An 18,648-nucleotide genomic window follows, 5' to 3' on the forward strand; every position below is an offset into this window, starting at 1 on the left:
GATGAACACCGTGATCGTCGAGTCCGGGCAGGACGAGCAGGGCGCGCGCCCGCCGCGACGGCGCCCGTTCGCGCCGCTCGCGGGTGTCGTCCTCCTGTTCGTCGTCGCGATCCTCGCCGCCGCGGTCGCCGGGCATCCCAGCTTCCGGCCCGCTCCGGAGCAGACCGCCCCGATCCTTCCCGAGCCCCGTCCGCCCGCCCCGACTGACGGCGCCCTGCCCGGAGACCTCGTGGGCGGCGGCGACCTCTTCCTGAAGATCATCGGCATCGTCCTCGTGGTGATCGCCATCGCGGTGGCGGTGCTGGTGCTCGTGTGGGTCGTGCGCGCCGTGCTGGCGGCCTGGCGGGAGCGCCCGCTGCGACGGCAGGCGCCCGTGGCCACGGATCTCGACGCGGCGGGCGGCGATGCGCCCGCGGAGCCCGAACCGGATGCGCCCGTGGTCAGACGGGGGATCGCCGCGGCGCGCGCGGCCATCGACGCGCGCACCGATCCCTCGGACGCCATCGTCGCCGCATGGCTGGGGCTGGAGGAGACGGCGGCCGACTCCGGCGCCGGCCGTGCGTCCAGCGAGACCCAGGTCGAGTTCACACTGCGGATGCTGCTGCACCGGCCCGGCATCGAGGAGCCGGCCCGTCGTCTGCTCGGCCTGTACGAGGGCGTCAGATACGCCGGCCGCACCGCCGGGGAGCAGGAGCGGTCGGCCGCGGCGGAGGCGCTCGCGCGCATCGAGGACGGGTGGAGCCGATGACGCTGCGCGCGCTGGCCGTGGCTGCGGTCGTCGGCGTCGTCGCCGGGCTGCTGTTCGTCGTGGTCGGCGTGCAGACCGAGTTCGCCTGGGCATGGGCGGTGCTGGTCGGTGCGATCACGATGCTGTTCGGCCTGCAGATGCCGGAGGACCCGCGTGTCGACGCTCCGGGCCGGCCGCCCGCCTCCGAGCACATCGGTTCGGAGGTGTCGCGACTGGCGTGGGCCATCAGCGGCCGGACGGGCACCGTCAACGAGGCCGTCACCCGTCGGGTGCGCGCGACGCTGCGGCGGCGGCTGCAGCGTCGAGGCATCGACGTCGATGACGACCGTCAGTCCGACCTCGTCGAGGACCTGCTGGGCCATGGCCTCTGGGCGCGGCTGAACGGCCGCCGCACGACCGTCGGCGATCTGCGCGACGCACTCGCGGCATCGGAACGACTGGCAGGATCGACGAGAGGGCAGCCCGTGCAGGAGGAGAACGGATGAACATCGAGCGCATCGAGGAGACCGGCCGTCGCATCCGCGAGTCCGTCGCGACAGCGGTCGTCGGCATGGACGGGCCGCTGGAGATCGCACTGGCGGCGATCCTCGCCGGCGGTCATGTGCTCTTCGAGGATGTGCCGGGTCTGGGCAAGACCCTCGCGGCGCGGAGCCTGGCATCCGCTCTCGGCCTGTCCTTCCGGCGCCTGCAGTGCACTCCTGACATGCTTCCCGGCGATGTCACCGGATCGTACGTCTACGCGCCGGGGACGGGGGAGTTCGAGTTCCGGCCCGGCCCCGTCTTCACAGGCCTGCTGCTGGCCGACGAGATCAACCGCACGACACCGAAGACCCAGTCCGCGATGCTCGAGGCCATGGCCGAGCGGCAGGTGACGGTGGAGGGCAACAGCTTCCCGCTGGCGCCGCCGTTCCATGTGATCGCGACGGCGAATCCCATCGAGTACGAGGGCACGTACGCACTCCCAGAGGCGCAGCTGGACCGCTTCATGGTGCGGCTGTCCGTGGGGTATCTCGACCAGCACGGCGAGACGGAGATCGTACTGGGACGCGTGCGCAGGCAGCAGGAGTCCGCGCCCGTCGACGCCGTGCTCGCGCCGGGAGAGCTCCTCCGGATGCAGCAGGCCGTCGAGGGCATCCACATCGACCCCGATGTCGCGGCGTACTGCGTGGCGCTGGCCGCGGCCACCCGCTCCGCCTCCCACATCGCGGTGGGGGCGTCTCCGCGCGGATCGCAGTCGCTCGCGCTGCTGGGACGCGCGCTGGCGGCTCTGGACGGGCGCGACTACGTGCGTCCCGACGACATCAAGCGCATCGCGGGTCCCGTTCTCGCACACCGGCTCACCCTCACGCCGCAGGCCTGGGCGCAGGGTGTGGACCCAGCCGATGTCGTCTCCGCCCTCGTGCACGAGGTCCCCGTCCCGCCGAGCATCGCGACCGTCCGAGACTGAACAGTGAGCGCGGGAGAGAGGCGCGGGCCGCAGCGACGGGCGAGTCCGTCGGTGCACATCGCGGTCCTGGGTGCGCTGACGGCGCTCCTCGCGGGCGTGCTGCTGTCGCGCCCGGATGTCATCGCGGTCGGGCTGCCGCTCGCCCTGTGGGCGGTGCGGTCGTTCACGCGCATCGGCGTCGGTGCCGTCAGCGCCGTCGGCGTGCGCATCGAGCGGGTGGGGGATGCCGAGGACGGCCCGCTTCTCGACGAGATCGTCATCGACTCGGATGCGGAGATGGTGGAAGTGGCGGTGATCCAGGCCGAGCGCATCCGTCGTCGTGTGTTCGTCCCCTCGCGTGCACGGCTGCGCTCGAGCGTGCGACCGCTGCACTCCGGGCCGCTCGTCACCGTGGAGGCCGCGGTGCGGACTCTGGACGCGGATGCCGGGTCGCTGGGTGCACCGCAGCCCGCGGCCGCCGCGATGCGCGCCGTGCGACCGCTTCCGCGCCGGCTCCCCCGACTGCCGCTGGCACCGCGCCTGACGGGCCTGCACGGCGCGCACGAGGGCGTCCGGCAGGGACAGGGCGGCGACTTCCGCGACATCCATGCGTTCGCCCCGGGGGACGAGCTGCGACGCGTCGACTGGAGAGCCACCGCTCGCGCGGCCCGCAGGCCGGACGAGCTGTTCGTGCGGCGGACGAACTCCCTCAGCGATGCCTCGGCCGTCATCATGATGGACACGGCGGACGACCTGGGAGCCGTCGTGGCGACGTGGGGTCGTGCAGCGCCCGACCGCAGCGGAGTGACCTCGCTGGACCATGCGCGCAGCGCGGCCCGGTCGATCGCCGAGGCCACGATCGCGCAGGGCGATCGGGTGGCGTTCCATTCCCTCGCGCACGGCGGGCGCTCCGTGCGCAGCGGTGGAGGGCGGCGACAGCTGGCGCGGCTGGTCGCGGAGATCTCCGCCTGCGGCCGTGGCGGCGATGACGCGCGCTTCCGCCGCACGCCGCCCGTTCCGCACGGCTCCATCATCTACATGCTCTCGACGTTCTTCGACGGCGCTGCCGCGGAGCTCGCGATGCGCTGGCGGGCGAGCGGGCATCGGGTCGTCGCGGTCGACACGCTGCCGGAGCTCGATCGGGGTCGGCTGACGCTCGAGCGCGACCTCGCGCTGCGAGTGCTGCTCGACGAGCGCGAGGACATGCTGCAGCAGCTGCGCGACGCGGCCGTCGAGACCGTCCGGTGGTCATCGGAGGGGATCGACGGTGCGCTGGCGGCGCTGGCGCGCATCCCCGGTGCGCTGCCGACGGGGAGGCGACGATGAGGATGCGCGAGGTGCGCCTCGACATCGGTCCGGCCATCCCCGGTTCCGTGTTGCCCGTGGTGGCGGCCGCGGCGGCCACGGGAGCGAGCGCCGCGATGGGCCTGCCGCAGGGGTGGGTCGGCGCGGCGGGCGCGCTGGCGCTCCTGGGCGGCATCGTGCGTCAGTCGGGGGGAGCATGGCTGGCCGCCGCGGTGCCGACCGTGAGCCTGCTGCTCGCTCCGCCGAACCCTTGGCGGACCGCCGCGGTCATCGGCGCCGTGCACGCGCTGCACGTCCTCGGTTCGCTGATGCTCGTGGTGCCGTTGCGGTCTCGGATCGCACTCGCCGCCCTGCGGCCCGCAGCACGGTGCTTCCTGCTCGTGCAGCTGGTCGGCCAGGCGGTGGGTGCGGGCGCCTGGCTGGTGGCCGGGCACAGTGGCCTTCCCGCCGCGGTCATCGCGGGGGCACTGGCCGTCCTCGCGTTCACGATCCTCATGGTCGGCAGGCTGCGCGGGCAGCGGCAGCGCGCCTTCCCCGCGCCCGCTTCCGCCCCGATGCGCGGCCGCACGGGCCCCGATGTCGGCGGCCCCTCATAGACTTGATCGGTGCCCATCGTTCCCGTCGCCTCGTCCGGAAAGCTCAGTGTCCGCGGTGCCCGCGTGCACAACCTCAAGAACGTCGATCTCGACATCCCCCGCGATTCCCTCGTGGTCTTCACCGGTCTGTCGGGATCGGGGAAGTCGAGCCTGGCGTTCGACACGATCTTCGCCGAGGGGCAGCGCCGCTACGTCGAATCACTGAGCGCGTACGCCCGTCAGTTCCTGGGTCAGGTGGACAGACCCGACGTCGACTTCATCGAGGGGCTGAGCCCCGCCGTCTCGATCGACCAGAAGTCGACCAACCGCAACCCACGCTCGACGGTCGGCACGATCACCGAGATCCACGACTACATGCGCCTGCTGTGGGCGCGCATCGGCGTCCCGCACTGCCCGGAGTGCGGGGAGCGCATCCAGCGCCAGACCGTGCAGCAGATCGCTGATCAGCTCATGGAGCTGCCCGAGCGCACACGTTATCAGATCGTCGCGCCCGTCGTCACGCAGAAGAAGGGCGAGTTCGTAGACCTGTTCAAAGAGCTCGGCGCCAAGGGCTATTCCCGGGCGATCGTGGACGGCGATCTCATCCAGCTCGCCGAGCCACCTCTGCTGAAGAAGAGCTACAAGCACGACATCGCCGTCGTCGTCGATCGACTCGTCGCCTCCGCGGACATTCTCGGCCGTGTCACGGATTCCGTGGAGACGGCGCTGCGACTGGCCGGCGGGATCATGCAGGTGAACTTCGTCGACGAGACCGGGGACGACGCCTGGCAGTCGTTCTCCGAGAAGCTGGCGTGCCCCAACGGGCATCCGATCACGCTCACCGAGATCGAGCCGCGCACCTTCTCGTTCAACGCGCCGTTCGGCGCATGCCCGGCCTGTGCGGGTCTCGGCACGCGCATGTCGGTGGACGTCGACCTCATGCTGGGCGACGAGGACCTGTCGATCCGCGAGGGCGTCATCCTGCCGTGGACGACGCAGGGCAAGGGGCTGTTCCAGTACTACGAACGACTGCTGGAGGGGCTCGCCCGCGATCTCGACTTCTCCCTCGACACGCCGTGGAACCAGCTGCACTCCGATGTGCGGGAGGCCGTGCTGCGCGGCAACGACTACAAGGTCAGCGTCAAATGGCGCAACCGCTACGGACGCGAGATGCGGTACACCTCCGGGTTCGAGGGCGTGGTGCCCTACATCGAGCGGCAGTACATGCAGGCCGAGTCCGACACGCAGCGCAGCCGGTGGGGGGAGTACCTTCGCGAGGTGCCGTGCCCGGTCTGCGCAGGAGCGCGACTGAAGCCCGAGGTGCTGGCGGTCAAGGTCCACGGTCACTCCATCGCCGAGGTGTCGAGTCTGAGCCTGGCCGATGCCGACACGTTCATGCGCACCCTCGAGCTCACCGACCGCGAGGCGAAGATCGCCGCGCAGGTGCTGCGGGAGATCCGGCTGCGCCTGGAGTTCCTCCTGCAGGTGGGGCTGTCGTATCTGAACCTCGGCCGCTCGGCCGGCTCGCTCTCCGGCGGGGAGGCCCAGCGCATCCGGCTCGCGACGCAGATCGGGTCCGGGCTCACCGGCGTGCTGTACGTGCTCGATGAGCCGTCCATCGGTCTGCATCAGCGCGACAACCGCCGGCTCATCGAGACGCTCATGCGCCTGCGGGACCTCGGCAACACGCTCATCGTCGTCGAGCACGATGAGGAGACCATCCAGGCCGCGGACTGGGTCGTCGACATCGGCCCCGGTGCGGGGGTGAACGGGGGAGAGGTCGTGCACTCCGGCCCGTACTCCGCGCTGCTGGGCGAGACGGCATCCATGACCGGCGACTACCTCGCCGGACGCCGGGAGATCCCGACGCCCGTCCGGCGCCGCCGGATCGACAGGAAGCGGATGCTGAGCGTCGTCGGGGCGCGGGCCAACAACCTCAAGAACGTCACGGTCGACTTCCCGCTCGGGGTGCTCACGGCCGTGACCGGTGTGAGCGGCTCCGGCAAGTCCTCCCTGGTCAACGACATCCTCTACCAGGTGCTCGCGGGCCGGCTCAACGGCGCGCGAACAGTCCCCGGCAAGCACACCCGCGTCACCGGGATCGAGAACCTCGACAAGGTCGTGCATGTCGACCAGGCGCCGATCGGTCGCACTCCGAGGTCGAACCCGGCGACCTACACCGGGGTCTTCGACCGCATCCGCACCCTGTTCAGCGAGACGCCGGAGGCGAAGATGCGCGGCTATCAGCCGGGCAGGTTCAGCTTCAACGTCAAGGGGGGGCGCTGCGACGCCTGCTCGGGCGACGGCACGATCAAGATCGAGATGAACTTCCTGCCGGACGTGTACGTGGACTGCGAGGTGTGCCACGGAAAGCGGTACAACCGGGACACGCTCTCCGTGCAGTACAAGGGCAAGAACATCGCCGAGGTCCTGGAGATGCCCATCGCCGAGGCGGCGGAGTTCTTCGAGCCCATCCAGGCCATCCATCGCTACATGAAGACGCTCGTCGACGTGGGGCTCGGCTACGTCCGCCTCGGACAGTCCGCCACGACGCTCTCCGGCGGCGAGGCGCAGCGCGTCAAGCTCGCCACCGAGCTCCAGCGCCGCTCGCGCGGCCGCAGCATCTACGTGCTCGACGAGCCGACCACCGGTCTGCACTTCGAAGACGTCCGCAAGCTCCTCGAGGTGCTGGGCGGCCTCGTCGACAAGGGCAACACCGTCGTCGTGATCGAGCACAACCTCGACGTCATCAAGTCCGCCGACTGGGTGATCGACCTCGGCCCCGAAGGGGGCTCGGGCGGCGGCGAGGTCCTCGCCACGGGCACGCCGGAGCAGATCGCCGAGGTGGAGGAGAGCCACACCGGGCGCTTCCTCGCCGAGATCCTGCCCGGGCTCGCGCCGGCCGCGGACCGGGCGGCGCGCAGGGCGGGCTGATGGCCGACGTCCTGCCGTACAAGCCCCGCACCGGGGAGATCCCGACGGATCCGGGCGTCTACCGCTTCCGTGATGCCGAAGGGCGCGTTCTGTACGTCGGCAAGGCGAAGAGCCTCCGTCAGCGACTGTCGAACTACTTCGCCCCGCTGCAGACCCTGCACGAGCGCACCCGGCGGATGGTGACGACCGCGGCATCCGTGGAGTGGACGGTCGTCGCCACGGACGTCGACGCGCTGCAGCTGGAGTACATGTGGATCAAGGAGTTCGATCCGCCCTTCAACGTGCGCTACAAGGACGACAAGTCCTACCCGTTCATGGCCATCACGCTCGCCGACGAGGCACCGCGCGTGATCGTCACGAGGAACCGGAGGATCCCGGGCGCGCGGTACTTCGGGCCGTACCCGAAAGTGTGGGCGGTGCACGAGACCATCGATCTGATGATCAAGGCGTTCCCCATCCGCACCTGCAGCGACGCCAGCTATCGGCGGGCCATGCAGACCGGCCGCCCCTGCTTCCCCGGTCAGATCGGGCGCTGCGGCGGGCCGTGCTCGATGACCTGCACGATCGAGGAGCATCGTGCCATGGTCGACGATTTCATCGCCTTCATGGAGGGCGGTGACGAGAGGTTCACGCGCGAGCTGACCGAGCGGATGCTGGCGGCATCCGCCGCCATGGACTACGAGGCCGCCGCGGGGTTCCGGGACAAGCTGGCGTCGATCGACGCCGTGCTGAGCAAGAGCGCGCTGGTGCTGCCCGCCGACGAGGATGCGGACCTGTTCGGCATCGCCGAGGACGAGCTGTCGGCCGCCGTGCAGCACTTCGTGATCCGCGGCGGGCGCGTTCGCGGTGTGCGCTCGCTCACCCTCGACAAGGAGCTCGACATCTCCGGCGGCGAACTGGTCGACCAGGTGCTGCAGCGCGTGTACGGCGACTCCGACGACATCCCTCGGCGCGTGCTCGTCCCCGTGCTCCCGGAGGCGTCGGTCGAGCTGGAGCAGTGGCTGTGCGAGCGGCGGGGACGGCGGGTCGCGCTGAAGGTCGCCCATCGTGGGCAACGGGCCGAGCTCATGCGCACGGCGACGCTCAACGCCCAGCAGGCGCTGCTGCGGCACAAGACCCGGCGCGCCGGAGATTACGTCGCGCGCACACAGGCGCTCACGGATCTTCAGGAGGCGCTGGGCATGGGCGAGGCGCCGCTGCGCATCGAGTGCTTCGACATCTCCCACCTGGGCGGGACCAACGTGGTGGCCTCGATGGTGGTCTTCGAGGACGGACTCCCGCGCAAGGATCAGTACCGCTCCTACAACATCGCCGAGACGACGGATGACACCGACTCGATGTATCAGGTGCTCATGCGCAGGCTCGCGCGCATCGAGACCGATGCCGGTTCGGCGGTCGACGAGGAGAAATCCGGCCCGGGGCGCCGACCGCGGTTCGCCTATCGTCCGCAGCTGCTGATCGTCGACGGCGGCCGACCCCAGGTCCAGGCGGCGGCGCGCGCGCTGCGCGACAGCGGGCGCACCGACATCGCGCTGTGCGGCATCGCCAAGCGGCTCGAGGAGATCTGGCTCCCCGACGACGACTTCCCCGTGATCCTCCCGCGCACCAGCGAAGCGCTCTACCTCGTCCAGCGGTTGCGCGACGAGGCCCATCGCTTCGCCATCACCCATCAGCGGCGGCGACGACGACGGGACATCACGACGGTGCTCAGCGAGATTCCCGGGCTCGGCGCGGCGCGGATCAAGTCGCTGCTCAAGCACTTCGGATCGGTGGCGGCGCTGCGCGCCGCGACGGAGGAGCAGATCACCGAGGTCGACGGCATCGGACCGCGGCTGGCGTCCGCCATCCACGCCCACCTCGCCGGTGATCGCGCACCCTCGAGCGGATAGGCTGGGAGGCAGGGAAGGGAGGCACGATGGCGACCGCTGAAGCAGGCCAGTTCCTGATCGTCACGGGGATGTCGGGTGCCGGGCGCACGACCGCCGCGAACGCGCTGGAGGACCTCGGCTGGTACGTCGTGGACAACCTGCCTCCGCAGATGCTGCGCCCGCTTCTGGACCTCACGGACATGGGCGCGGGGAACCTTCCGAGGATCGCGGCAGTCGTGGATGCGCGCGGAGGCAGCCTGTTCGACGACTTCTCCGGTGTCGTGCATGCGCTGCGCTCCCGAGGCGACGTGAAAGTGCTCTTCCTCGAAGCCTCGGATGACGTTCTCGTGCGCAGGTACGAGTCCGTCCGACGCCCGCATCCGCTGCAGGGCGACGGCACGCTCCTGGACGGCATCCGTGCCGAGCGTCTTCGGCTGGCGCCGGTCCGCGAGGCGGCCGACCTGCTGATCGACACCTCCGGCCTGAACATCCATCAGCTGGCCATCCAGGTCTCCGAGATGTTCGCGGAGGAGGGCGCCGCGCGGCACCGGCTCACCATCCTGAGCTTCGGGTTCAAGTACGGGCTGCCGACGGATGTCGACCACGTCGCCGACATGAGGTTCCTGCCCAACCCGTTCTGGAACGAGGAGCTGCGCGACCATGACGGCGAGGACGCCGAGGTGCGCGACTTCGTGCTCTCCCGGCCCGGCGCGCAGGAGTTCCTGGAGGCGTACACGACGGCTCTCAGGCAGGTGCTGGAAGGGTACCAGCGCGAGAACAAGAGCCACTCCACCGTCGCGATCGGCTGCACGGGCGGGAAGCACCGCTCCGTGGCGACCGCCGTCGAGCTCGCGCGGCGGCTCGCGGACGTCCCCGGCGTCGCCGTCAACGTCCGCCACCGCGACCTGGGACGGGAATGAACACGGCATCGAGGCGGGCGGAGCCGCCTCGGCCTTGTAGGCTGGATCCTTGCGTCGGAGGCCGACGCAAGGATCGTGAAGGAGCCCCGTGGCACTAACCACCGACGTCAAAGCCGAACTCGTCAGCATCCGCAACGCACCCCCCAGCGTGCGTGTCGCCGAGGTGACGACGATTCTCCGCTTCGCCGGTGGGCTGCACTCCATCGCCGGGCGGGTGGCTGTGGAGGCCGAGGTGGATGCCGAGAAGCTCGCGCGCCGGGTGAGTCGCGATCTCGCGGAGATCTACGGCGTGCGTCCGGAGATCGCGCAGGTCAAGTCCAGCATCGCGCAGACCAGCACCGTCGGTGACGGAGCCCGGTGGGCGGTGCGCGTGATCGGCGCGGGGGAGACCCTCGCCCGCCAGACCGGCCTGCTCGACGCCCGTCGGCGTCCCGTGCGCGGGCTCCCGAACCGTCTGACCACGGGAGCTCCCGAGGAGCTCGCCGGCATCTGGCGGGGCGCCTTCCTCGCGGCGGGCTCGCTGAGCGAACCGGGCCGTTCCGCCATGCTTGAGGTGTCCTGCCCGTCCGGCGAGGCCGCCATGGCGCTGGTGGGCGCGGCCCACCGTCTCGGCGTCACCGCCAAGGCCCGCGAGGTGCGCGGCCTGCCGCGCGTGGTCGTCCGCGAGGGCGAGGCCATCCGTGCGGTCCTGACCGCCATGGGCGCCCGTCGCACGGCGGCGACCTGGGAGGAGATGCGTCAGCGCCGCGAGGTGCGCGCCGGGGTGAACCGACTGGTGAACTTCGATGACGCGAATCTCCGCCGCTCCGCGCAGGCCGCCGTGGCAGCCTGCGCACGCGTCGAGCGCGCCCTTGAGATCCTCGGCGACGACGTGCCCGATCATCTGCGCACGGCGGGCAACCTGCGCCTGCGCTACCGCGACGCGAGCCTGGACGAGCTGGGTCACCAGGCCGAGCCGCCTCTGACCAAGGACGCCGTCGCCGGACGCATCCGTCGCCTGCTCGCGATGGCGGACAAGCGCGCCCAGGCGGAGGGCATCCCCGGCACGGAGGCGGCGGTCCCCGCAGGCCTCGACGACTGAAGCCCACGGCTCCCGGCATCATCGCACCTCGCATCGTCGCTCGCTGCGGGGGAGGGGTGGTGCGCTCCCTCCCGGAAGGGGATGTCATGCGGCGACACACGCGCTGCATCCCCGCTCCTGTCGGCCGCGTCAGGCAGGTGCCGGCGAGCGCATGCCGTCATCCGGGAAGGATCCCTCCGCTGCGGTCGTTGCCGTCAGTAGGATGTGAAACGTCTGCTCCGCGGTGCACACGGCATCGCGGAGAACGCAAGCGCCGCGGCGCGGCGCGGATTGGATGAAATCGACATGGCGACCTACACGCTGCCCGACCTTCCGTACGACTTCGCAGCCCTTGAGCCGCACATCAGCGGCAAGATCATGGAGCTGCATCACGACAAGCACCACGCCGCGTATGTGGCCGGTGCGAACGCTGCGCTCGCAGCGCTCGAGGAGGCGCGCGAGACGGGCAACCTCGCGAACGTCAACAAGCTCGAGAAGGACCTCGCGTTCAACCTCGGCGGTCACGTGAACCACTCGATCTTCTGGACCAACCTCTCGCCCAACGGCGGCGGGCAGCCGGAGGGCGAGCTGAAAGCGGCCATCGACGAGTTCTTCGGCTCGTTCGAGAAGTTCCAGGCGCACTTCGCGGCGGCTGCTGCCGGCATCCAGGGCTCGGGCTGGGCCGTGCTCAGCTGGGACCCGATCGGCGCACGACTGATCATCCAGCAGCTGTTCGACCAGCACGCCAACAGCGCGCAGGGCACCATCCCGCTGTTCCAGCTCGACATGTGGGAGCACGCCTTCTACCTCGACTACCTGAACGTCAAGGCGGACTACATCAAGGCGGCCTGGAACATCGCGAACTGGGAGAACGTCGCTCAGCGGTTTGAAACAGCGCGTGAGAAGACCTCCGGTCTGCTGGTAATGTCGTAAAACATGGGCGTCCTGATGGACATTTCGCCCATCAGGACGCCGTTGTCCGCGCAATCCGCGATTTTTACGCATTTCCTTGATCAAGAACCAGGAGACTTTCGTGTCTGTCAAGATCGGTATCAACGGCTTCGGTCGTATCGGAAGAAACTTCCTTCGTGCAGCCCTCGCTCAGCACGCTGACCTCGAGATCGTCGCCGTCAACGACCTCACAGACAACGCGGCGCTCGCGCATCTCCTGAAGTACGACTCGGTCGGCGGTCCTCTGGGTGCTGCGGTGTCGCACGAGGGCGACATCATCACCGTCGGCGGCAAGGCCATCAAGGTGTTCGAGGAGCGCGACCCCGCCAAGCTGCCGTGGGGCGAGCTGGGTGTGGACATCGTCATCGAGTCGACCGGACGTTTCACCAACGCCGAGGACGCGGCCAAGCACATCGGCGGCGGAGCCAAGAAGGTCATCATCTCGGCTCCCGGGACCGGTGTCGACGGCACGTTCGTCGTGGGCGTGAACGAGGACGGCTACGACCCGGCCAACCACCATGTCATCTCGAACGCCTCGTGCACCACGAACTGCCTCGCACCCCTGGCCAAGGTGTTCAACGACACCTTCGGCATCCAGCGCGGCTTCATGATGACCGCTCACGCCTACACCGCCGACCAGAACCTGCAGGACGGTCCGCACAAGGACCTGCGTCGCGCTCGCGCCGCGGCGATCAACATCGTCCCCGCCTCGACGGGCGCCGCCAAGGCCATCGGCCTGGTCCTGCCGGAGCTCAACGGGAAGCTCAGCGGCTCGTCGTACCGGGTGCCGGTGCCCACCGGCTCGATCGTCGACCTGACGATCGTCGCGGACCGCGACGATCTGACCGTCGACGAGGTCAACGCCGCATACCGCGCCGCCGCCACCGAGGGGCGTCTGGAGGGCATCCTGGAGTACAACGAGGATCCGATCGTCTCCAGCGACATCCAGCAGAACCCGCACTCGTCCGTGTTCGACGCCGCGCTGACCAACGTCAGCGGCAACCTCGTCAAGGTGTCCAGCTGGTACGACAACGAGTGGGGCTACTCCAACCGCCTCGTCGACCTGACCGAGTACGTGGCAGAGCGCCTCTAAGCTCATACACATGACTCTGCGCACCCTGGACTCCCTGGGATCGCTGGAGGGCAAGCGCGTCATCGTCCGTTGTGACCTGAACGTCCCGCTGCGGGACGGCGTCATAACGGACGATGGCCGCGTTCGCGCCTCTCTGCCGACTCTCAACACCCTCATCGACGCCGGCGCACGGGTGATCGTGTGCTCGCATCTCGGTCGGCCCGACGGCACCGCCGATCCGCAGTACAGCCTGGAGCCGGTCGCGCGGCGACTGTCCGAGCTGCTGGGCAGGTCCGTCGCCTTCGCCAGCGACACCGTGGGCGAGTCCGCGCGCGAGGCCTCCGTCGCGGTGGAGCCCGGCGGCGTCGTCCTGCTGGAGAATCTCCGCTTCAACGCGGGCGAGACCGCCAAGGACGAAGCGGCGCGGAAGGCGTTCGCGTCCGAGCTGGCGGCCCTGGCCGACGCGATGGTGTCCGACGGCTTCGGCGTCGTGCACCGCAAGCAGGCCAGCGTCTACGAGCTCGCGCAGCTGCTGCCCTCCGCCGCGGGCCTGCTGATCGCCGCCGAGCTGGACGTGCTCGACCGTCTGACCGAGACCCCGCAGCGACCCTATTCCGTGGTGCTCGGCGGCTCGAAGGTCAGCGACAAGCTGGGTGTCATCGCGCACCTCCTGCCACGGGTGGACCGCCTTCTCATCGGCGGTGGCATGCTCTTCACCTTCCTCGCCGCCCAGGGGCACGCGGTCGCCTCGAGCCTGCTGGAGCAGGATCAGCTGGACACCGTCCGCGGTTACATCGCGGAGGCGGAGGAGCGGGGGGTGGAGCTGGTGCTCCCCACCGATGTGGTGGTCGCCTCGGGGTTCGCCGCGGACGCCGACCACGAGACCGTGGCGGCGGATGCCATCGAGCAGAGCTCCTTCGGTGCATCCGGCATCGGCCTGGACATCGGGCCGGAGACGGCTGCGCGCTTCGCGGAGACCGTCCGCGGATCCAAGACGGTGTTCTGGAACGGCCCGATGGGCGTGTTCGAGTTCCCGGCCTTCGCCGCGGGCACCACGGCCGTGGCGAAGGCGCTGACGGAGGTCGACGGACTGAGTGTCGTCGGCGGCGGGGACTCGGCCGCCGCGGTGCGCCAGCTGGGCTTCTCCGACGACGCGTTCGGGCACATCTCCACCGGAGGCGGCGCCAGCCTCGAATTCCTCGAAGGCAAGAAGCTACCTGGACTGGAGGTCCTCGGATGGCAGTGAATCCGACCGATCCTTCTGCTGCGCAGAAGGGACGCACCCCACTGATCGCGGGGAACTGGAAGATGAACCTCGATCACCTGCAGGCGGTGGCGACCGTGCAGAAGCTGCACTGGACGCTCAAGGACGCCGGGCACGAGGAGGGATCCGTGGACGTCGCGGTCTTCCCGCCGTTCACCGACATCCGGTCCGTGCAGACGCTGATCGACGCCGACAGGATCCCGTTCGGCCTCGGGGCGCAGGACCTGTCCGCGCACGACTCCGGGGCGTACACCGGGGAGGTCTCGGGCGCGTTCCTGTCCAAGCTCGGGGTCGGCTCGGTCATCATCGGGCATTCGGAGCGCCGGGCGTACCACAACGAGGATGATGACGTCGTCAACGCCAAGGTCAAGGCCGCACTCAAGCACGGTCTGGTGCCGGTGATCTGCGTGGGCGAGACCGCGGAGGACCTGGAGCGGTTCGGTGGCAGCGCGGTCCCCGTCGCGCAGCTCGAGAAGGCGCTTGAGGGGATTCCGACGTCCGCCGACATCGTGGTCGCCTACGAGCCGGTCTGGGCGATCGGCTCCGGCCAGGCCGCGACCCCGGCTCAGGCGCAGGAGGTGTGCGCCGCGCTGCGGGCCGCCATCTCCCGCGTGCTGGACGCGGAAGCCGCCGCGCGCACCCGCATCCTCTACGGCGGTTCGGTGAAATCCGGCAACATCGCCGGCTTCATGCGGGAGCCCGACGTCGACGGCGCGCTGGTGGGGGGTGCGAGCCTCGTCGTCGACGAGTTCGCGGCGATCGTGCGCTACCAGAAGCACGTCGGCGTGTGAGGCGGATGGGGCGTCTGTCGCGCTCCGTCCTATAATCAACAGCTAGGCGGGCCGTCCACCGGCCCTGGCGAAAGGCTTCATCCCGTGCTGGTTCTCGAGTTCGTACTGCAGGTGGTGCTGGGCATCAGCAGCGTCCTGCTGACTCTCCTCATCCTTCTTCACAAGGGTCGCGGCGGCGGTCTGTCCGACATGTTCGGCGGTGGCATGACCGCGACGGTCGGCTCCTCCGGGCTGGCGGAGCGCAACCTCAACCGGTTCACCGTGGTGCTCGCGCTGGTCTGGTTCGCGGTCATCGTCGCACTCGGTCTCATCACGAAGTTCACGGTGATCTGATGGCGACCGGTGGCAACGCGATCCGCGGCACACGGGTCGGCTCGGGTCCGATGGGAGAGCAGGACCACGGCTTCCACGCGGACCGCATCGCCGTGTCGTACTGGGACGGGCTCGGCAACGAGACCGTGCGGTACTTCGCCGCGGGGCTGCCCGAGGAGGAGATCCCGGAGATCATCGACCATCCGCACACGGGTCTGCCCGCAGGCCGCGACAAGCACAACCCGCCGGCTCTCGCGAAGGCGGAGCCGTACAAGACGCACCTCGCCTATGTGAAGGAGCGTCGTACCGATGAGGAGGCCGAACAGCTCCTCGAGGAGGCACTCGCGCAGTTGCGCGAGCGTCGCGGACAGAACTGAGTCCGCGCGACGGACATCGCCGAGGAGCGCCCGGGAACATGATCCCGGGCGCTCCTCGTGTCGGCTCTGGGACGCGGGGCGGTTCTCACGTGCACTCGTTGCGACCGGCGAGCCCGAGCAGACCGCCCACGCTGAGCGTCCGGGTCGCGGCCGGGGAGACCCACGCGCTGCCGGGATGCGTCGCGGTGACCTCGACGGGGTTCGACGAACCGAGAAGGCCGCCGAGCAGCGAGGAGAGCAGATCGTCGGACAGGGTCGCCGTGTAGACGTAGGGGCCCGAACCGGTGGGCGTGACCGCCGATGACGGGATCGTCCTGCCGCTGATGCGAAGCTCGACCCCGCTCTGCTCGTAGGCGGACGTCCAGGTGATGGTCACGCCGGTGAAGACCAGCCCGAGGTTCAGGAGAGTGCGCACCTCGCAGGAGGTGATGGTCGGAGTCTCGAGTGCGCCCGCGGAGACGGATGCGCTGACGCGGTGCGCGTCGGACCACGCCGCAGCGGTCCATCGTGCGTCGGCGGGGCCGCTGAACGCCGCGACCGCCGCGCAGAAGACCAGTGCCGCCGCGGACGCGATGGATCGGCGCCGCCGTCTCACGATGGCCTCCTGTTTCCTCGACCGGCGAGCATCGCGACGCCCAGTCCCACGAGCACCGCCGCCGGGGCTGCGACGAGGCCCAGCGACGCACCGCCCGTGGCGGGCAGGGTCGTGCCGCCGAGGTGAGCGGTGGTGCTGGTCTGCGCGGCGGTCGCCCGGATCGTGAGGGTCGCTCGTGCGTCCTCGGTGCCGCTGCCGGTCACAGCGATACGCAGGTGAGCCGTCGATGGGGCGCCCGTGCGCAGCAGCATCCGCTCCGAACCGTTCAGCGGGAGCACGGCGGCCGTGTTCAGAGCCGACTCCGCACCAGGACATCCCGATGACTCCCAGGCCACGCTGCAGCTGTGCACCTCGGTCGTGATCCGCAGGCCGTGCCCTGAACCGCTGAGCGCCACAGCCAGGTCGCCGTCGGATGGAGCGGACGACGCGTCGATGTCGACGTCCCACACGAACGGGATCCGTGGGTGGAGTGCGTGCACGCCGCCGCCATCCGCATTCGTCGTGATCGAGACGAGCCCCGCCGCCTGCGCCGCCGGGGGCGGGAGGACGAGTGGTGCGACGCCGGTGGCGACGATCACCGCGATGCCGAGAGGTCCCCGTCGTCGTCGGCCGTGACGCGGCCCGGAGCCGCCGACGGGCGCGGGATCGGTGCGCGGCCAGAACGCCCAGGTGACCACAAGCGCTGCGGCGATCGTGAGACCGCCGAGCGCCCAGGGGCTGCCGAGCCAGACGATCATCGGGGCGAGGCGGGGCACCGAGCCGCGGACGACTCGTCCCTCGGAGATCACATAGGGATCGGGGTCCTCCGATGCGTTGGCGTCGCCCTGCATCGTGATCGATCGCTCGACATTCGTGGGCCCCGGGGCGATGCGTATGACACGGTGCGTGATCGGGAGCTGTCCGTCGCGATCGACGGTCACGACGTCGCCGATCGAGATCTCGGACGCCGGGATGCGCTGGACGAGTGCGACGGACCCGGCAGGGATCGCGGGCGACATGGAACCGGTCTTGAACATGATCAGGGAGAACCCTCCCGTGAAGGCAAGAACAGTGAGGATGATGCAGAGGACGCCTCCGGCGGCGGCGAGGGTGAGCAGGCCCTCGCGCAGTGCCCGCGCGATTCCGGTCATCACCGCTCTCACGGCCGCACTCCGTCCGTGGTGCCGGTGAACGTCCACGTCGCCTCGACGTGGCCGCCCTGTGCGGTGGACACCGCAGTCGCGGGCAGCGACACCACGATGCAATACGTGACGACGCTCTGGCCGTCGCCCGCGAGCGTCTGCGCGGACTGGGGCGGCACGGCCGTGATACCGACGTCGGGTCCGAGAACCGCCGCGGGTCCGCAACCTCCGACATCCGCGACGGGGGCAGCGCGGACACGGAGCGCATCGCGCAGATCCGTGTGCGGGGCGGTGTCGGCGGGCAGTGCGACCTGGACCGCAGTGAGCGAGACCGTGCCCGGCACGGAACCGGCAGCCGTTCGCAGCTGCACCCAGGCGGCGCGGGACTGGTTCGGATACAGGTCCGTCGCGGCCAGCGGGAGAGTCACGGCCGTCGTGTCGTTCGAGGCCCATGTCGTGCCGGAGACCCGCGACTCGATCGCGAACCTGCCCGCGGTGACCGTCGTCGTGGCGTGCTCCTGGTCGGTCCATGCCGCAACGGTCACCGTGCCGCCGATGCCGAGCACCAGGGCAGCCGCGAGCAGCGCCCGCGCACGCAGGAGCGTGCGCCGGCGCTGCTCGTTGTGCGAGACTCGCCGGCCGCGGCGGGTCTGCGTTACTGGCTCTCGACCGTCCACTGCCAGGTCACGACCCCGGACTCCTCCTGCGTCAGGTCCGGGCCGGCCGTCACCTGCAGGCAGAAGTCGAGCTGTCCGGTGGAACCGTCCTCGCTCGCGGCGATCGTGGCCGGTGGTGTCGCCGTGCCGTCGTCGAACGTGCTCGCATCGCAGGTCGTCCCATCGATGAGACGGGTCGCTGCCGTCAGATTCGCGGCATTGTCGCCGCTGATGGTGGGCGGCTCCACGGTGAGCACACCGTCCGCGGTGCCGATGAGCCGAATCGAGTACAGCGCATACAGAGTCTGGCCGGGAACGATGTCGTCGGCGTCGACGGCGAATCCGAGGCCGGCGGCATCGTCCTCTGCAGCGTGGTCGGTGAAGTTGACGCCGTCCGTGGATCCCTCGAGGTCGAACGATCCCGCGGTGAACGTGGACGTCGCCCACTCGGAGTCGTTCCACGCCGCAAGGGTGACGGCGGCGCCGACCCCGAGGACGAGTCCACCGGCGAGGACGGCGGAGATCCTGCGACGGCGCAGGGATGCGGATGCTGCCGAAGCAACGATGGTTCGGTTCATGAGATTCCCTTCTCGGCGGCGTGCAGGGTCACGCCTGCGCGACAGTGTACTGGGATGCCGAGATATCGGAGGGATCTCGAGGGGACGAAGCGCGG

At 70.0% G+C, this 18,648-nt stretch carries 19 protein-coding genes; 15 read left to right on the forward strand and 4 right to left on the reverse strand.

The annotated features are described in order from the left end of the window. Position 1: 1 nt before the first annotated feature. From ABD770_RS11880 to ABD770_RS11950, 15 genes are all read left to right on the forward strand, one after another. Positions 2-748 carry a DUF4129 domain-containing protein gene (locus ABD770_RS11880; protein WP_344819773.1) on the forward strand — a complete coding sequence of 249 codons (747 nt, stop codon included), beginning with the start codon at positions 2-4 and terminating at the stop codon, positions 746-748. Then, positions 745-1,233 carry a hypothetical protein gene (locus ABD770_RS11885; protein ID WP_344819774.1) on the forward strand — a complete coding sequence of 163 codons (489 nt, stop codon included), beginning with the start codon at positions 745-747 and terminating at the stop codon, positions 1,231-1,233. Before ABD770_RS11880 ends, ABD770_RS11885 begins: the two co-directional genes overlap by 4 nt. After that, positions 1,230-2,195: an AAA family ATPase gene (locus ABD770_RS11890; protein ID WP_344819775.1), complete on the forward strand. Its 966-nt coding sequence runs from the start codon at positions 1,230-1,232 to the stop codon at positions 2,193-2,195. Before ABD770_RS11885 ends, ABD770_RS11890 begins: the two co-directional genes overlap by 4 nt. A gap of 51 nt (positions 2,196-2,246) precedes the next feature. After that, on the forward strand, positions 2,247-3,500 hold the full coding sequence (locus ABD770_RS11895; RefSeq protein ID WP_344819776.1) for a DUF58 domain-containing protein: 1,254 nt from the start codon (positions 2,247-2,249) through the stop codon (positions 3,498-3,500). After that, positions 3,497-4,075, forward strand: a complete 579-nt coding sequence (locus ABD770_RS11900) for a hypothetical protein (protein ID WP_344819777.1) — start codon at positions 3,497-3,499, stop codon at positions 4,073-4,075. The genes ABD770_RS11895 and ABD770_RS11900 overlap by 4 nt, the downstream gene beginning before the upstream one ends. Positions 4,076-4,084: 9 nt before the next feature. Further along, a complete protein-coding gene (gene uvrA / locus ABD770_RS11905; RefSeq protein ID WP_344819778.1) occupies positions 4,085-6,988 on the forward strand; it encodes an excinuclease ABC subunit UvrA in 2,904 nt (967 codons plus the stop codon). Beyond that, positions 6,988-8,877 (forward strand): excinuclease ABC subunit UvrC, encoded by a 1,890-nt coding sequence (gene uvrC / locus ABD770_RS11910; protein ID WP_344819779.1) that lies wholly within the window; start codon positions 6,988-6,990, stop codon positions 8,875-8,877. Before uvrA ends, uvrC begins: the two co-directional genes overlap by 1 nt. Before the next feature lie 26 nt (positions 8,878-8,903). Continuing rightward, on the forward strand, positions 8,904-9,776 hold the full coding sequence (rapZ, locus tag ABD770_RS11915) for an RNase adapter RapZ (protein ID WP_344819780.1): 873 nt from the start codon (positions 8,904-8,906) through the stop codon (positions 9,774-9,776). Positions 9,777-9,864: 88 nt separating this feature from the next. After that, positions 9,865-10,857: a DNA-binding protein WhiA gene (gene whiA / locus ABD770_RS11920; protein ID WP_344819781.1), complete on the forward strand. Its 993-nt coding sequence runs from the start codon at positions 9,865-9,867 to the stop codon at positions 10,855-10,857. Between the two features lie 285 nt (positions 10,858-11,142). Beyond that, positions 11,143-11,769 carry a superoxide dismutase gene (locus tag ABD770_RS11925; protein WP_344819782.1) on the forward strand — a complete coding sequence of 209 codons (627 nt, stop codon included), beginning with the start codon at positions 11,143-11,145 and terminating at the stop codon, positions 11,767-11,769. A gap of 100 nt (positions 11,770-11,869) precedes the next feature. After that, positions 11,870-12,880, forward strand: coding sequence for a type I glyceraldehyde-3-phosphate dehydrogenase (gap, locus tag ABD770_RS11930; protein WP_344819783.1), 1,011 nt, complete (start codon positions 11,870-11,872; stop codon positions 12,878-12,880). A 10-nt stretch (positions 12,881-12,890) separates the two neighbouring features. Next, complete coding sequence (locus ABD770_RS11935) at positions 12,891-14,105, forward strand: phosphoglycerate kinase (RefSeq protein WP_344819784.1); 1,215 nt, start codon at positions 12,891-12,893, stop codon at positions 14,103-14,105. Then, positions 14,096-14,914, forward strand: a complete 819-nt coding sequence (gene tpiA / locus ABD770_RS11940; protein ID WP_344819785.1) for a triose-phosphate isomerase — start codon at positions 14,096-14,098, stop codon at positions 14,912-14,914. The genes ABD770_RS11935 and tpiA overlap by 10 nt, the downstream gene beginning before the upstream one ends. An 84-nt stretch (positions 14,915-14,998) precedes the next feature. Further along, positions 14,999-15,247, forward strand: a complete 249-nt coding sequence (gene secG, locus ABD770_RS11945; RefSeq protein ID WP_344819786.1) for a preprotein translocase subunit SecG — start codon at positions 14,999-15,001, stop codon at positions 15,245-15,247. After that, positions 15,247-15,603, forward strand: coding sequence for an RNA polymerase-binding protein RbpA (locus tag ABD770_RS11950; RefSeq protein WP_344819787.1), 357 nt, complete (start codon positions 15,247-15,249; stop codon positions 15,601-15,603). Before secG ends, ABD770_RS11950 begins: the two co-directional genes overlap by 1 nt. Positions 15,604-15,688: 85 nt before the next feature. Here ABD770_RS11950 and ABD770_RS11955 read toward each other — a convergent pair whose 3' ends face one another. Genes ABD770_RS11955 through ABD770_RS11970 form a run of 4 tightly spaced genes read right to left on the reverse strand, consistent with a single transcriptional unit; the run spans position 15,689 to position 18,553 of the window. Then, positions 15,689-16,198 (reverse strand): hypothetical protein, encoded by a 510-nt coding sequence (locus ABD770_RS11955; RefSeq protein ID WP_344819788.1) that lies wholly within the window; start codon positions 16,196-16,198, stop codon positions 15,689-15,691. Further along, positions 16,195-17,328, reverse strand: a complete 1,134-nt coding sequence (locus tag ABD770_RS11960; RefSeq protein ID WP_344819789.1) for a S26 family signal peptidase — start codon at positions 17,326-17,328, stop codon at positions 16,195-16,197. Before ABD770_RS11960 ends, ABD770_RS11955 begins: the two co-directional genes overlap by 4 nt. 8 nt (positions 17,329-17,336) lie before the next feature. Continuing rightward, positions 17,337-17,996, reverse strand: a complete 660-nt coding sequence (locus ABD770_RS11965; protein WP_344819790.1) for a SipW-dependent-type signal peptide-containing protein — start codon at positions 17,994-17,996, stop codon at positions 17,337-17,339. Next, a complete protein-coding gene (locus tag ABD770_RS11970; RefSeq protein WP_344819791.1) occupies positions 17,975-18,553 on the reverse strand; it encodes a SipW-dependent-type signal peptide-containing protein in 579 nt (192 codons plus the stop codon). Before ABD770_RS11970 ends, ABD770_RS11965 begins: the two co-directional genes overlap by 22 nt. Positions 18,554-18,648 lie beyond the last annotated feature (95 nt).

The organism is Microbacterium soli (assembly GCF_039539005.1).
GTDB lineage: Bacteria > Actinomycetota > Actinomycetes > Actinomycetales > Microbacteriaceae > Microbacterium > Microbacterium soli.